At 69.5% G+C, this 15,473-nt stretch carries 11 protein-coding genes; 6 read left to right on the top strand and 5 right to left on the bottom strand.

Features of this window, described 5'->3' with window-relative positions; genetic code table 11:
• Positions 1–25 precede the first annotated feature (25 nt).
• Both pbpC and MNQ95_RS12975 read right to left on the bottom strand, forming a co-directional pair.
• Positions 26–2,416, bottom strand: coding sequence for a penicillin-binding protein 1C (gene pbpC, locus MNQ95_RS12980; protein WP_241953127.1), 2,391 nt, complete (start codon positions 2,414–2,416; stop codon positions 26–28).
• Positions 2,417–3,112: 696 nt separating this feature from the next.
• The gene (locus MNQ95_RS12975) at positions 3,113–4,261 is read right to left on the bottom strand and encodes an acyl-CoA dehydrogenase family protein (RefSeq protein WP_241953126.1); all 1,149 of its coding nucleotides are present in this window, start codon (positions 4,259–4,261) and stop codon (positions 3,113–3,115) included.
• A gap of 134 nt (positions 4,262–4,395) precedes the next feature.
• Here MNQ95_RS12975 and MNQ95_RS12970 point away from each other — a divergent pair, with 134 nt between their 5' ends.
• From MNQ95_RS12970 to yeiP, 6 genes are all read left to right on the top strand, one after another.
• The gene (locus tag MNQ95_RS12970) at positions 4,396–5,325 is read left to right on the top strand and encodes an ArsR/SmtB family transcription factor (RefSeq protein WP_162408677.1); all 930 of its coding nucleotides are present in this window, start codon (positions 4,396–4,398) and stop codon (positions 5,323–5,325) included.
• 7 nt (positions 5,326–5,332) lie between these two features.
• Positions 5,333–6,430 carry a homocysteine S-methyltransferase family protein gene (locus MNQ95_RS12965; protein ID WP_241953125.1) on the top strand — a complete coding sequence of 366 codons (1,098 nt, stop codon included), beginning with the start codon at positions 5,333–5,335 and terminating at the stop codon, positions 6,428–6,430.
• Positions 6,431–6,471: 41 nt separating this feature from the next.
• Positions 6,472–9,156 carry a methionine synthase gene (metH, locus tag MNQ95_RS12960; protein ID WP_241953124.1) on the top strand — a complete coding sequence of 895 codons (2,685 nt, stop codon included), beginning with the start codon at positions 6,472–6,474 and terminating at the stop codon, positions 9,154–9,156.
• Positions 9,157–9,216: 60 nt separating this feature from the next.
• Positions 9,217–10,116 (top strand): NAD-dependent epimerase/dehydratase family protein, encoded by a 900-nt coding sequence (locus tag MNQ95_RS12955; protein ID WP_162408674.1) that lies wholly within the window; start codon positions 9,217–9,219, stop codon positions 10,114–10,116.
• Positions 10,117–10,201: 85 nt separating this feature from the next.
• Complete coding sequence (locus tag MNQ95_RS12950) at positions 10,202–10,972, top strand: SDR family oxidoreductase (protein ID WP_162408673.1); 771 nt, start codon at positions 10,202–10,204, stop codon at positions 10,970–10,972.
• A gap of 72 nt (positions 10,973–11,044) precedes the next feature.
• Positions 11,045–11,611 (top strand): elongation factor P-like protein YeiP, encoded by a 567-nt coding sequence (gene yeiP / locus MNQ95_RS12945; protein WP_162408672.1) that lies wholly within the window; start codon positions 11,045–11,047, stop codon positions 11,609–11,611.
• A gap of 69 nt (positions 11,612–11,680) precedes the next feature.
• Here the strand turns inward: yeiP and MNQ95_RS12940 are convergent, their stop codons facing one another.
• From MNQ95_RS12940 to MNQ95_RS12930, 3 genes are all read right to left on the bottom strand, one after another.
• On the bottom strand, positions 11,681–13,501 hold the full coding sequence (locus MNQ95_RS12940) for a DUF7844 domain-containing protein (protein WP_162408671.1): 1,821 nt from the start codon (positions 13,499–13,501) through the stop codon (positions 11,681–11,683).
• Positions 13,502–13,541: 40 nt separating this feature from the next.
• Positions 13,542–13,868: a DUF2388 domain-containing protein gene (locus MNQ95_RS12935; protein ID WP_162408670.1), complete on the bottom strand. Its 327-nt coding sequence runs from the start codon at positions 13,866–13,868 to the stop codon at positions 13,542–13,544.
• A gap of 85 nt (positions 13,869–13,953) precedes the next feature.
• On the bottom strand, positions 13,954–15,342 hold the full coding sequence (locus tag MNQ95_RS12930; protein WP_241953123.1) for an FAD-binding oxidoreductase: 1,389 nt from the start codon (positions 15,340–15,342) through the stop codon (positions 13,954–13,956).
• Positions 15,343–15,473: the final 131 nt, after the last annotated feature.

Below are 15,473 nucleotides of genomic sequence, written 5' to 3'. Positions count from 1 at the left end.
TGGCTTGCGGCCTGAGGACAGACCGTCAGGGGCTTGCGATGGCCGTGCCCTGCACGACCGGCCGTGCGCCTCCGTCCATGTCCGCCACCCGGAACCTCACCTGCGCCCAGGCGCCACTGTCGGCCAGTGCGGTCAGCACATGCTCGCCGCGGCCGGCCAGGGCGTAGTCATGCTCGAATCCGCGCGCACCTTCGGTCCTTGCGATCGCGCGGCCATCGAGCAGCCACTGCACCGGCATGGACGTACCCAGCGCGCGGATCCGCAGGCGCAATCCGCGCGACGCACCGGGGGGTTGCGCCAGCGTAGCCCGGTCGACGATGCCCTCGATGCGCAGCGTCTCCGCGGTGCCGCGTCCGTCATCGACGCAGTCGCGCGCCAAAGGCGGCAGGCGCGCGGCGTTGCGCACCTCGGCGGGCAGCCACGGCGACAGCAGCGCCGGCCAGCGCGCGAGCTCGCGTGTTTCGACCGGATGCGGCCGGGTGCATTCGGCCGACACGCGCAGGCCGGTGGTCGCGTCGACCTGGAAGCGCTCGCGCCCCGCATTCCACAGGCGCGCATCGCGCTCGGGAAAGGTGGGTGGCACCACTCCCTCCAGCCGCCAGGCCTGCAGGCGTCGCTGGCACAGCGACGCGGGGGTGTCCGCGCTGGCACGACCCAAGGGCCAGCACACTTCGACCGCATCCACCGACGATGGTCGCGGCACGGCATCGGCATCGCCGGGCAGGCGCGGCAGGCTGTCCACCGTCTCCAGCAGCAGCGGAAGCGCGGTGAGCGCACCGTACTGCCCCGGCAAGGGCGTGCCATCGGGTCGGCCGACCCAGACACCGACCGTGTAACGACGCGTACCGCCGACCGCCCAGGCGTCGCGGAAGCCGTAGCTGGTGCCGGTCTTCCAGGCCACCGGTGGCCGCGACCCGGTATCGAAGGCCACGTTGCCCTGGCCCGGCCGCGGGCTGGACTGGAGGATGTCGCGCACGATCCAGGCCGCACCGGGCGACAGCAGGCGGCGCTCGACCAGTGGCTGCTGCGCCGTGTAGCGCACCTGCGCGGCGACGCCCTCGCGCTGGAACGCGGCGAACGCACCGACCAGGTCCTCCAGGCGCACGCCGGTGCCGCCGAGGATCAGCGCCAGGTTCGGGCGCGCCCCGCGCGGAAACCGCAGCGCGATGCCGGCATGGTCCAGCCGCGCGGCGAAGCGCGCCGCGCCGATCCGGTCGAGCAGGTCCACCGCGGGCACGTTCAACGAGAGTCGCAACGCGGACGCCGCGCCGACCGGGCCATTGAAGGCCTCGCCGAAATTTCCCGGCCGGTAGCCGCCGAAATCCTGCGGTGCGTCCACCAGCAGGCTTTCCGAGTGGATCAGTCCATCGTCCAGGGCCATGCCGTACAGGAACGGCTTGAGCGTGGAGCCCGGCGAGCGCCACGCACGGACCATGTCCACATGGCCGAGGCGTTCGCGATCGCCGAACACCACCGAACCGATATACGCGCGCGCCTGCATGTCCGTGTTGTCCACCACCAGCAGCGCCGCCGAGGTCCGTGGCGGCAACGTGGCGAAATAGGCCGACACCCGCTCCTCCAGCGCGCGCTGCAGGTCGGCGTCGATCGTGGTGGCGATGCGTGCCTGCGCCGGCGCGGCCTGGCGCAATCGCTGCGCCAGCAAGGCGGCATGCACCGGCACCTGTAGCGACCGTGCGACCACCGGCTCGATGCGTGCGTCGTCGACTTCCTCCGGTGTCCACACGCCGAGTGCCTGCATCCGCTCCAGCACCTTGTCGCGCGCCGCGCGCGCGGCCTCCGGATTCCGGTCCGGACGCAGCCGGCTGGGTGCCTGCGGCAGCACTGCGAGCAAAGCCGCCTCGGCATGCGACAGGCGCGCGGCCGGCTTGCCCAGGTAGGCCCAGCTGGCGGCCTCGACCCCTTCGATGGTGCCGCCGAACGGTGCGCGTTCCAGGTACAGCTGCAGGATCTGCGGCTTGGAGAGCCGCGCCTCCAGTTGCAGCGCGCGCGCCATCTGCCGGAGCTTGCCCGTGGCGCTGCGGGTCGGATGGCCTTCGAGGATGCGCGCGACCTGCATGGTCAGCGTTGAACCGCCGGAAACGATGCCGCCACTGCGCAGCCACTGGCCGGCCGCACGCACCAGCGCGGGTGGATTGATTCCAGGGTGGTATTCGAACCAGCGGTCCTCGTAGCCCAGCAGTGCCTGCACGTAGAGCGGCGAAACGGTCCCGGGCGTGGCGGGATAGCGCCATACGCCCTCGCCATCGGCGAATGCGCGCAGCGGGGTACCGTCGGCGGCGGTCACCACGCTGGCCACGCCATGGCCCGCCTCCGGCAGATGCGGCGGAAAGGACAGGTCCAGCGCGAGCACGGCCAGCAACAAGGCGATCGTGCCCCAGCGCAGCCAGGGCCGCATGCGACCCAGCGCCCTGCGCAGGTGTTGGATCCTTGACGTCTTTCCGGGCACTAGAGGTTTTCGTTCCTGCACTGCGACCGGACCATTTGAAGCGATTGTGCGTCCGAGAAAAAGCGCCGGGTCAGTGGACGGTCATCCGGTGCCGAAAGAGCCCAGCTGTTGCGCGAGACTCCTGGCGACATCCAGGAGCAGGAGCATCGGCTTCGGCAGGGGCCGCCGGGCCATGCGGGTATGGCTTACCGCTCGGGCGGACATCCCTGTCCGCACTCGCGGCCGTGGCACATCCATGTGCCACTTGCGCCATACCCGCATGGCCCGACGTCCTCCGGCGACGGTGGGGTCGTGGCTTCGATCGCACGGCTGCACGGGAAACCTCTACCGCAAACCAGACGGGTCCCGGTCGCCGAACGAAGCCATGTCGTCAAAGCATCCCGAAGCCGTGGCGGGCCAGGGGTATCGCGGCAGCGGACATGGATGTCCGCGTCGGCACGTCGGCACAAGGACGTGCCGTCGTGCCGACCGCGATACCCCTGGCCTGCCACGGCTCAGACCGGAGCCGATCACTCCACCTGCAGGGCATTTTGCGGTTGCGGTTGCGGTTGCGGCTCCGCTTGCGCCCTCGCCAACCAGCAGCAAGCGCATAAAAAGAAACGGGGCCCTTCGGCCCCGTTTCCAATCCCATCCATTCGCCGCGCCTCAGCGCAGGCCGGTCTCGCTGCGGGCGATGACCAGGCGCTGGATTTCCGAGGTGCCTTCGTAGATCTCGGTGATCTTGGCGTCGCGGAAGTAACGCTCCAGCGGCATCTCCTTGGAGTAGCCCATGCCGCCGTGGATCTGCACGGCCTGGTGGGTGATCCACATCGCCGCTTCCGACGCGGTGAGCTTGGCGATGGCCGCCTCGGCCGAGAACGGCTTGCCCTGGCCCTTCAGCCACGCCGCGCGCAGGGTGAGCAGCAGCGAAGCATCGAGCTTGCACTTCATGTCGGCGATCTTGGCCTGGGTCATCTGGAAGGTGCCGATCGCCGCGCCGAACGCCTTGCGCTCCTTCACGTACTCCAGGGTCTTCTCGTACGCCGCACGCGCGATGCCGATGGCCTGCGAAGCGATGCCGATGCGCCCGGAATCCAGCACGCCCATCGCGATCTTGAAGCCTTCGCCTTCCTTGCCCAGCAGGTCTTCGGCCTGCGCCACGTAATCCTGGAACTCGATCTCGCAGGTGGCCGAGGCGCGGATGCCCAGCTTCGGCTCGGTCTTGCCGCGGTGGAAACCCGGACGCGTGGTGTCGACGACGAAGGCGCTGATGCCACGCGCGCCCTTGTCCGGTTCGGTCACCGCGAACAGCACGATGTACCGGGCAACGGGGCCGGAGGTGATCCAGCTCTTCTTGCCATTGACGACGAAGGTGCCGTCGGCCTGCTTCACCGCGCGGCAGCGCATGGCGGTCGCGTCGGAACCGGACTGCGGCTCGGTCAGGGCGAAGGCGCCGATCTCGCGGCCCTCGGCAATCGCGCGCACGTACGCCTGCTTCTGCTCCTCGCTACCGTGCTTGAGGATGCCCGCGCTGAACAGCGAATTGTTGACCGACATGATCGTGGAGTGGGCGGCGTCACCGGCGGCGATCTCGATCATCGCCAGCACGTAGCTGACCGGGTCCATGCCCGCGCCGCCGTACTCGGCCGGCGTCTCGATGCCCATCAGCCCGTTCTCGCCAAGCAGGCGGATGTTGTCCAGCGGGAACTCGCCATTGCGGTCGAAGTGTTCGGCGCTCGGCGCGATCACGTCCTGCGCGATGCGGCGCGCGACGTCCTGCAGCATCAGTTGTTCTTCGGTGAAGCTGAAATCCACGGCTGACCCCTCCGGTCATGGGCAATGGCCAATTGTAACTGTTGCAACCACATTGCCATTCGCAGGCGTATGCAGCTTGACCGGTCCAGCCCCGCGCCGCCACAATATCTCTATATCGCGATAGGAAGATATTTATGGATCTGGAGGACTGGTCGACCCGGTTGAAGGTCTTCGCCGACGCCACCCGCGTGCGCCTGCTGGCGCTGCTGGAGCTTGAAGAGCTGACCGTGGCCGAATTGTCCTCGATCACGCGGCTGGCGCAACCGCGTGTCTCCACCCACCTGGCCAAGCTCAAGGAAGCCGGCCTGGTCCGCGACCGCCGCTCCGGTGTCTCGGCCTATTACCGCTATGACGAAGCCGCGCTGGACCCGGCGCAGCGCGCCCTGTGGCAGGCCCTGAGCACCGGCAGCGACGATCCCTTGCTGCGCCAGGATGCCGAGCGCCTGCCCTCCGTGCTTGCCGCCCGCGCCGCCGACCAGAACTGGGCCGACAGCGTGGCCGGCGACATGGAACGCCACTACTCGCCCGGACGCACCTGGGAGGCCCTGGCGCGCAGCGCCCTGCCCTTGCTTGAAACCGGCGACGTGCTCGACATCGCCTCCGGCGATGGTGTGCTCGCCGAACTGCTGGCGCCGCACTCGAACCGCTACGTGTGCATCGACACCAGCGCGCGGGTGGTCGCCGCGGCCAGCGAACGCCTGCGCCGGCTGGAGAACGTGGAGGTGCGCGAGGCCGACATGCACGCGCTTCCGTTCAAGGAAGGCAGCTTCGACCTGGTGGTGCTGATGCACGCGCTCACCTACTCGGCCAAACCGGCCCAAGCCGTGGCCGAGGGCGCACGCGTGCTGCGCAAGGGTGGGCGCCTGCTGCTGAGCAGCCTGGCACGCCACGAACACAAGGCCGTCGTGGACACCTACGGCCACGTCAATCTCGGCTTCGCCGCCAAGGAACTGCGCAAGTTCGCCGAGAAGGCCGGGCTGGAAGTGACCAGCCTGGAGACGGTGACCCGCGAGCGCCGCCCCCCCCATTTCGAAGTGATCTCGCTGATCGCGCAGAAGCCCTGAGTACGACATGAGCCGACCCCTGCCCTGGCTGCACCCCCACCGCGTTGCCCTGCTCGAGCAGGCCCTGCGCGAGCGGATCCTGGTCATCGATGGCGCGATGGGCACGATGATCCAGCGCCACGACCTGCAGGAGGTCGACTACCGCGGCGAGCGTTTCGCCGAGGGCTACGACCACGCGCAGCATCCCGACCACGAGGGCCATGGCCCGCATTGCGGCCACGATCTCAAGGGCAACAATGACCTGCTCCTGCTGAGCCGGCCGGAAATCATCGCCGGCATCCATCGCGCCTACCTGGACGCCGGTGCCGACCTGGTCGAGACCAATACCTTCAACGCGACGTCGGTCAGCCAGGCCGACTACCACCTCGAGCACCTGGTCTACGAACTCAACAAGGCCGGTGCGCAGGTCGCGCGCGAGCAGTGCGATGCGGTCGAAGCGATCACCCCGCAGCAACCCCGGTTCGTCATCGGCGTACTCGGCCCGACCAGCCGCACGGCCTCGATCAGCCCGGACGTCAACGATCCGGGCTTCCGCAACACCAGTTTCGACGAGCTGCGCGCGACCTACCGCGAGGCGGTCGAGGGCCTGATCGACGGTGGCAGCGACACGATCATGGTCGAGACCATCTTCGACACGCTCAACGCCAAGGCCGCGCTGTACGCGATCGAGGAAGTGTTCGACGCGCGCGGCGCACGGCTGCCGGTGATGATTTCCGGCACCATCACCGACGCGTCCGGGCGCACCCTGTCCGGGCAGACCGCCGAAGCCTTCCATGCATCGCTCGCGCATGCGCGGCCGCTGTCGATCGGCCTGAACTGCGCGCTCGGCGCCAAGGACCTGCGCCCGCACGTGGAATCGCTGTCGGATGTGTCGCCGTACTACGTCAGCGCCCACCCCAACGCCGGCCTGCCGAACGCCTTCGGCGGCTACGACGAAACGCCCGAAGAGATGGCCGAAGTCCTGCGCGAGTTCGCCCAGGCCGGCCTGCTCAACCTGGTCGGCGGCTGCTGCGGCACCTCGCCCGAGCACATCCGCGCCATCGCCGAGGCCGTGCGCGGCCTGGCGCCGCGCCGCCCGGCCGGCGCCAGCGCGCTGGCGGCCTGATCCCACACGCCCGAACCGAAACCCGAAGCCCACCGATGTCCATGCCCTCGCCCCGACATACCCGCCTTTCCGGCCTGGAACCGCTGGTCATCACCCCGGAGTTGCTGTTCGTCAACGTCGGCGAGCGGACCAACGTCACCGGCAGCGCGCAGTTCCGCAAACTGGTCAAGGAAGATCGCTACGCCGAAGCGGTGGAGGTGGCCCGCCAGCAGGTCGACAGCGGTGCGCAGATCCTCGACGTGAACATGGACGAGGGGCTGATCGACTCCGAGAAGGCGATGGTCCGCTTCCTCAACCTGATCGCCTCCGAGCCGGACATCGCCCGCATCCCGGTGATGGTCGACTCCTCCAAGTGGGAGGTGATCGAGGCGGGGCTCAAGTGCCTGCAGGGCAAGGGCGTGGTCAACTCGATCTCGCTCAAGGAAGGCGAGGAACAGTTCGTCGAACATGCGCGCAAGGTGCTGCGCTACGGCGCGGCCGCCGTGGTCATGGCCTTCGACGAGCAGGGCCAGGCCGACACCTGCGCGCGCAAGGTCGAGATCTGCACGCGCGCCTACCGGATCCTGGTCGACGAGGTCGGATTCCCGCCGGAAGACATCATCTTCGACCCGAACATCTTCGCGATCGCCACCGGCATCGAGGAGCACGACAACTACGCGGTGGACTTCATCGAGGCCACCCGGATCATCCGGCAGACCCTGCCGCACTGCCACGTGTCCGGCGGCGTGTCGAACGTGAGCTTCTCGTTCCGCGGCAACGAACCGGTGCGCGCGGCGATCCATTCGGTGTTCCTGTACCACGCGATCGCCGCCGGCATGGACATGGGCATCGTCAACGCCGGCGCGCTGCCGGTGTACGACGACCTGGATCCGGAGCTGCGCGAGCGGGTCGAGGACGTCGTCCTCAACCGCCGCAGCGATGGCACCGAACGGCTGCTGGAAATCGCCGAGCAGTACAAGGGCAAGAAGGGCGAGAAGAAGGTCGAGGACCTGGTCTGGCGGCAGAAGCCGGTCCGCGAACGGCTGGCGCATGCGCTGGTCAACGGCATCGATGCCTTCGTCGAGGAAGACACCGAGGAGGCGCGGCAGCAGTCGAGCCGGCCGCTGGACGTGATCGAAGGCCCGCTGATGGATGGCATGAACGTGGTCGGCGACCTGTTCGGCGCCGGCAAGATGTTCCTGCCGCAGGTGGTCAAGTCGGCGCGCGTGATGAAGAAGGCGGTGGCCTACCTGCTGCCCTGGATCGAGGCGGAGAAGCTGCGCACCGGCGACGCCGGCAAGTCCAACGGCAAGATCGTGATGGCCACGGTCAAGGGCGACGTGCACGACATCGGCAAGAACATCGTCGGCGTGGTCCTGGCCTGCAACAATTTCGAGGTCGTCGACCTGGGCGTGATGGTGCCCGCGCAGAAGATCCTGGAGGTCGCGCAGGCCGAGAACGCCGACATCATCGGCCTTTCCGGGCTGATCACGCCGTCGCTGGAGGAGATGAGCCACGTCGCCCGCGAGCTGCAGCGGCAGGGCTTCACCACCCCTTTGCTGATCGGCGGCGCAACGACGTCGCGCGCGCACACCGCGCTGAAGATCGACCCGCACTACAAGGCCCCCACGGTCTGGGTGAAGGATGCCTCGCGCGCGGTCGGCGTGGCCCAGTCGCTGATCAGCACCGAGCTGCGCACGAAATTTGTCGCCGCCAACGATGCCGACTACGCCGAGATCCGTACCCGCCACCGCAATCGCGGCGACGCCAAGCGTCTGGTATCGCTGCAGAAGGCGCGCGGCCAGCGTTTCGACGGCGGCTGGGACGCCTACGTGCCGCCGGCACCCAACCGGACCGGCGTGCATGCCTTCGAAGACTGGCCTTTGCAGGACCTGTTGCCGGTCATCGACTGGACGCCGTTCTTCCAGGCCTGGGAACTGGCCGGCAAGTACCCGGCGATCCTCGAGGACGAAGTGGTCGGCAAGCAGGCCAGCGAGCTGTACCGCGACGCCCTGGCGATGCTGGACAGGATCGTCACCGAAAAGTGGCTGACCGCCCGGGCCGTGTTCGGCCTGTGGCCGGCGCAGGGCGTGGGCGACGATGTCGTCGTGCGCCACGACGGCGGCGAGACCACCCTGCACTTCCTGCGCCAGCAGGTCGACAAGCCGGTCGAGCGGCCGGACTTCTGCCTGGCGGACTTCATCGCGCCGCGGGACAGCGGCGTGCAGGACTGGATCGGCGCCTTCGCGGTCACCGCCGGCATCGGCATCGAGCCGCACGTGGCCCGCTTCGAAGCCGACCACGACGACTACAACGCGATCCTGCTCAAGGCCCTGGCGGACCGGTTGGCCGAGGCGCTCGCCGAGCGCCTGCACCAGCGCGTGCGCCAGGAATTCTGGGGCTACGCGACGGACGAGGCGCTCGACAACGAAGCGCTGATCTCCGAGAAGTACCGCGGCATCCGCCCGGCGCCCGGCTACCCGGCGTGCCCGGAACACAGCGAGAAGGCGACCCTCTTCGGATTGCTCGGTGCCACGGCCAAGACAGGCATGACCCTGACCGAAAGCTTCGCGATGCTGCCGACCGCGGCCGTCTCGGGCTACTACTTCAGCCATCCGCAGAGCCAGTACTTCGTGGTCGGCCGGCTGGGCAAGGAGCAGGTGGCCGACTACGCACGGCGCAAGGGCGTGGAGCTGGCCCAGGCCGAGCGTTGGCTGGCTTCGAACCTGGACTATGACCCCGAGTAGCGCCATGCCCGTGGTGCGTTGCGCCCGCAGCCATGCGGTTCCAGGCGAGGACGCCGCGCGATGAAGGTCCTGGTCACCGGTAGCGCCGGACGCGTCGGCCGAGCGATCTACGTGGCGCTCGCCGCGGCCGGGCACGAGGTGGCCGGCATCGACATCACGCCGTCGTCGACCAGCGGATTGGTGGGCGACTTCGCCGATCCGGCGCTGCTCGGCCGTGCGCTCGCCGGCACCGACGCGATCGTGCATACCGCCGCGCTGCACGCGCCGCACGTGCCGCACGCATCCGAAGCGACCTTCCGGCGCATCAACGTGGAGGGCACGCGCCGCCTGCTCGATGCCGCGACCGCCGCGGGAGTGCGTCGCATCGTGTTCACCAGCACCACCGCGCTGTACGGCAGCGCCGCCACGCCGCCGGGGCGCGCAGGCTGGGTCGACGAGACGCTGGAACCGCAGCCGCAGACCGTCTACCACCACACCAAGCTGGAAGCGGAACGGCTGCTGGCTCAGGCAGCGGCGCAAGGTGGCCCGGTCCTGCGCGTCCTGCGCATGTCGCGCTGCTTCCCCGAGCCGGTCCAGGTCATGGCCGCGTTCCGCCTGCACCGCGGCATCGACGCACGCGACGTGGCCGCCGCGCACCTGGCCGCGCTGGCCCACCAGGGCCCGGCCAGCGCCTGCTTCGTGGTCTCCGGCGCGCCCCCGTTCGGACGCGGCGACGCCGGCGCGCTGCTCGCCGATGCGCCGGCGGTACTCGCCCGGCGCGCGCCGGACCTGCTCGCGGCGCTGGCACGGCGTGGCTGGTCGCCGCCGGCCACGATCGACCGGGTCTACGATCCGGGCCATGCGATCTCGACCCTTGGCTGGCGGCCCCGGTTCGGCTTCGAGGAAGTCCTGGCCCAGCACGATGCCGGCGTGGCCGAGGTCCTTCCCTGGCGGGACGCGGACCCGGTCGCGCGCGACTGACCCTTGACCTGCCAGTCCGGTGCGCTGCGGACGCGGCCGCCGGCTCCCCTACAATAGGCGCCTCTCCTTTTCCCGGAACCTGCGCATGCAGCCCGATACCGTCCGTGCCGTCATCACCGGGGGCGTATCCGGCCTCGGTTTCGCCGTGGCCCAGCGCCTGGTCGCCGATGGCGGCAAGGTCGCCCTGCTCGATGTCAACGACGACAAGGGCGCCGATGCGGTCGCCACGCTTGGCCCCGGCAACGCCCGCTATTTCCGCACCGACGTCACCGACGAGTCCGGCGTGGCCGCCACGCTCGATGCCGCGCGCGATTTCCTCGGTGGCCTCAACGCCGCGGTGAACTGCGCCGGCATCCTCGGCTCGGGCCGCGTGCTCGGCAAGGAAGGTCCTCTGCCGCTGGATGGCTTCGCGCGCACGGTCATGGTCAACCTGGTCGGCAGCTTCAACGTGGCCAAGGCCGCCGCGGCGCTGATCCAGCACAACGAACCAGGCGAGGACGGCGAGCGCGGCGTGATCGTCAACACCGCGTCGGTGGCCGCCTATGAGGGCCAGATCGGCCAGGCCGCCTATTCGGCGTCCAAGGGCGGCGTGGTCGGCATGACCCTGCCGATGGCGCGCGAGTTGGCGCGCTTCGGCATCCGGGTGATGACCGTGGCCCCGGGCGTGTTCTGGACGCCGATGGTCGACGGCATGCCCCAGGCCGTGCAGGACTCGCTGGCCGCGACCATCCCGTTCCCCTCGCGGCTGGGCCGGCCGGAGGAGTTCGCCGACACCGTCGCCTTCATCCTGCGCACGCGCTACCTCAACGGCGAAACCATCCGCCTGGACGGCGCCACCCGGCTCGCGCCGAAATAGGCGCGCGTTCCGCCCGCCGGCAACATCCCGCTCCGCGCACGCGCGGCTCCGCATCCCAATGAAGAACCATCCATGAAAGCCAACGAGATCAAGAAGGGCAACGTCGTCGAGTACAACAACGGCGTCTACCAGGTCCGCGACATCGAGCGCAGCTCGCCGCAGGGCCGCGGCGGCAACGTCCGCTTCCGCTTCATCATGTACAGCGTGCCCGGCGGCGCCAAGCTCGACGCCAGCTTCGATTCCGACGACAACCTGGTCGAAGTCGAGCTGCTGCGCCGGCAGGCAACGTTCTCGTACAAGGACGGCGACGCGTTCGTGTTCATGGACGACGAGGACTACACCCCGTACACCCTGGATCCGGACGTGATCGGCGAGGCTGCCGGTTACATCACCGACGGCCTGGCCGGGATCTACGTGCAGGTCATCGACGAGCAGCCGGTGGCGATCCAGATGCCGCAGCACGTGACCCTGGAAGTGGTCGAGACCCCGCCGGAACTCAAGGGCGGCACCGCGACCAAGCGCCCGAAGCCGGCCAAGCTCAGCACCGGCATCGAGATCATGGTCCCGGAGTACATCACCAACGGCGAGCGGATCCTGGTCAACACCACGACCGGCGAATTCGGCGGCCGCGCGGACTGACGCGAGCTACCGGGAGCGGGCCCGCCACGCTCCCGGGCCGGAACGGATAAGCAGTGCGTGGGGACGGCCCTACGATCCGGCGGCGAGCGCGCGCAACCGCTCGCCGATCAGCACCACGTTGTCGCCCGTGTCCTCCAGCACTTCACGCTGCGCCGGCGGCAACAGCTGCCGGACGGCCGCCTCGAGCGCCTCGACCTGCTCCACGCGCGAGGCCGCATCGGCGCGGATGCGTCCGCCCAGGACTTCCCGCTCATCGGCCTGCGGCAACCCGTAGCCCGGCACGCCCTGCAGCCACGACGCAGGCCTGCTGAAGGCACTCCCCAGGCGCAGAAACTCCCGCAATGGCGCGGCGATATCGCCTGCGGCATCCACCGATCGCGCATCGCCCAGCCAGCGGCGCTTGAGCTCGTCGCGCGCCAGCGCTTCCTGCTGGCGCAGGGCCGCCGATTCCAGCACCAGCAGCGCCGCGGCGCTCTTCAGCCCCGCCCGGCGCAATGCCGGCGCGCGCGCCTGCGGCGGCAGTGCCAACCAGTCGCCCGCGTCGACCGCCTGCAAGCCGAGCTCGTCGCGCGCGACCGCATACATCGCCTGGTAGTGCGCACTGGCGGGTTCGAAGTAGTAACCCAGGCGGACCTGGCCGGCGGCGTCGGTCGGGATGCCTGCCTCGGCGGTGACGCCCGCTTCGCGCAGGCGCGCCAGCAGGCCGTTTGGGCGGATGCTCGACAGAGGCAGCGCCGCCAGGCGCGGCAGCGCGTCGTGCAGCAGCTTCCAGGTTTCCACCGCGCAGTTGTTGCTGACGAAGTAGTAGTGGCCGTCGTAATTCCAGTGCAGCTGCGCGGCGCGCCCGGCGAGCGCACCGATCTCCTGCCGCGACAGCGCCAGCGGCACCGAACGCAATCCGCGCAGCTCCACCCGCGTGTATTCGTCGATGACCTGGCCCAGCGGCAATGCGAACAGCCGCGAGGGATAGGAACCGGTCAATCCGCGCCAGCTGGATATCTGCACGTCGCCGACGAACGCGCGGAACGAGAGCACCAGGTGGTGCTGCAGGTCCAGGCGGCAGTCCGGTCCGCGGGGGCGGCCGGGCGCGCAGACCACCAGCCGCAGCATGCTGTGGCCCCAGCGGCTCATCGGCCGTTCGTTGGCGTCTGCCAGCAGGTAGTCGACCTCGAAGATCCGCCCCGGATCGAGCAGGCGTTGCGGATCAGCCGAGCGCAGGTCGTCGCCGACGAACAGCAGCCCATCGGCGCACGACGCCGTCGACGACGGTTGCGTGCCGAAGTGCGCGTCGAAATGCGCGGCCAGCGCAGGCCGCCGGCATGCGTAATCCGGATCGAGCAGGTAGTGCTCGAGATTGACCGCCACGTACTCCTTCGGCGACGTGGCTTCGTACGGATCAGGTGTTCGGTCGCGGAAGTCGTTGCGCGCCCGCCTTCCCGGCATCACCGCCGCGACCTGCCAGCCGGCCAGGTCGAGCAGGCGCGGATCGCGCGAAAGACCACCCGCGGGCGTCCGGTCGTACAGGTGGGCCAGTTCGTGCAGCAGTGCGGCCAGGGCGGCACGCGTGGCCGGATCGTCGTTGCCCGTATCGGGCCTGTGCGCCATCCACGCGGCCAGGAGGCGACGATCCAGCGCGATCGACCAGTGCCTGGCGCGACCATGCACGCCATCGGGCAGGTCGTCGCGCCAGGTGAAGGCGATCGGCCGATCCAGCGCCATCGACCACGAAGGCGGCAACATCCGCAGCCCCTGCCCGAGCAGTTGCAGCGTGGCCGCGCGCTCGGCCGGCGGTATCTCGTCGGCGATCGTGAATGCCTGCGCGTTCGCCGTTGCATGGCCGCCCCCCAGCCACAGGAGGGCGGCGGCGAACGCGAGGAAGATGCGGTTCATGGGGGCAGCAGCAGCCGCGCGGATCCGTGCGCCCCGCGGATTACTCGCGGGCGAGGATCGCGCGCGCCAGCTCCAGGTCGCTGGCCTGGCGGGCGGAAGCATCGCGCTCGCGCATGACCCGCAGCGCCGCTTCCAGGCGTGCGCTGCGCACCTGGCCTTCGCTGGCCACGAAACCGGCCGCGTCCTCGCGCGCTTCGCGCACCAGCTTGTCGTCGCCGCCGGAGCTGCTGTTGGAGGATGCCGAGCTGCCGGCGGAAGACGCACCGGCCGAGCTGCCGGCCGACGTGCCGGCGAAGCTGCCCGCCAGGGCAACCGGGGCGAGCGCGCACAGCAGGACCAGCGAAGCGGGAATGGCGAAGGATTTCATCGGGAATCGGTCGTGGAGGCCGCTCTGCGGCGAAGCCCGAAGATTAACCCGGACGGCGCCTTCCGCGCCGGCACTCCATCGCGGATCAGGCGTCGAACAGCTTGCCGGGATTCAGGATCCCGTTCGGATCGAACACGCGCCGGACCCCGCGCATCAGCGCGATTTCGGCCGTGCCGCGGGTACTTTCCAGGTAGGGCTTCTTGACCAGGCCGATCCCGTGCTCGGCCGAGATGCTGCCGCCATGCGCCTTGAGCGCCTGCGCCAGCAGCTTGGTCACCTGCTCGCACTGCTCCAGGAAATCGGCATCGGAGGTCCCCTCGGGCTTGAGCACGTTGATGTGCAGGTTGCCATCGCCGATGTGACCGAACCAGACCACGTCGAAATGCGGGTAGGCCTCGCCGAGCAGGGCCTGGGTCTGTGCGAGGAACGCCGGCATCGCCGAAATCCGCACCGAGACATCGTTCTTGTAGGGCTTGTAGCGCGCGACCGCCTCGGTGATGCCCTCGCGCAGCCGCCACAGCTGCTGGGCCTGGGCATCGCTCTGGCTGATCACGCCGTCGGCGACCCAGGCGCGCTCCATGCAGTGCTCGAACGCCGCCATCGCCGCGGCCTCGGTCGCCTCGTCGTCGCTGGCGAACTCGGTCACGACGTAGAACGGATACTCGTCCTCCAGCGGCTTCTGCGCGCCATGCGTGAGCACGTGGCGCAATGCACGGTCGGTGAAGAACTCAAAGGCTTCAAGGCGCAGGCGGCTGCGGAACTCGGCGAACACCTGCATCAGCACCTCGAACGAGGGCAGCGCCAGCAGCATCACGTTGGTCGGCGGCGGCGGGTCGGTCAGGCGCAGGATCGCCTCAACGACAATACCCAGCGTGCCTTCCGATCCGATCAGCAGCTGCCGGAAATCGTAGCCGCTGGAATTCTTGACCAGGGCGCGGTTGAGTTCGAGCACCTCGCCCTCGCCGGTGACCACGGTCAGTCCGGCGATCCACTCGCGCGTGTTGCCATAGCGGATCACCCGTATGCCGCCCGCATTGGTGGCGATGTTGCCGCCGATCGAGCACGAGCCGCGCGCGCCGAAATCCACCGGATAGACCAGCCCGTGTTCGCGCGCGGCGTTGTGCACCGCTTCGAGCACCATGCCGGCCTGCACGGTCAACGTGCGGTCGACGACGTCGAAGCCGAGCACCTTGTTCATCCGTTCGAGGCTGAGCACCAGTTCGCCGTTCGCGGCGACCGCGCCGCCGGACAGGCCGGTGCGGCCTCCCGACGGCACCACCGCCACCCGGTGACGGTTGGCCCAGCGCACCACCGCCTGCACTTCCTCGACCGTGGCCGGCAATGCGATCGCCAGCGGCGCCGGGGTCCAGCGCCGGGTCCAGTCGCGGCCGTAGTGCTCGAGGTCGGCGGCGTCGGTCTTCAGGCGCAGGTCGGGCAGCGACTGCTGCAGTTCGGCCAGGCGGGAATCGGTCATGGGAAGCGGCTTGGATCGTGCGTGCGGGAGCGCGCAAGCGTGCCAGCGACGGCGCAGTGCGTCCAGCACGGACGCCCAACCGGGAGCCCGCTCCGGGCCCGGTTTCAGGGGCAACCTTCGCGGGCGTGCGA

Source organism: Pseudoxanthomonas daejeonensis (assembly GCF_022637495.1).
GTDB classification, from domain to species: domain Bacteria; phylum Pseudomonadota; class Gammaproteobacteria; order Xanthomonadales; family Xanthomonadaceae; genus Pseudoxanthomonas; species Pseudoxanthomonas daejeonensis.
The sequence above is the reverse complement of the archived record's forward strand: the minus strand, read 5'-3'. Positions and strand labels throughout refer to the sequence as shown.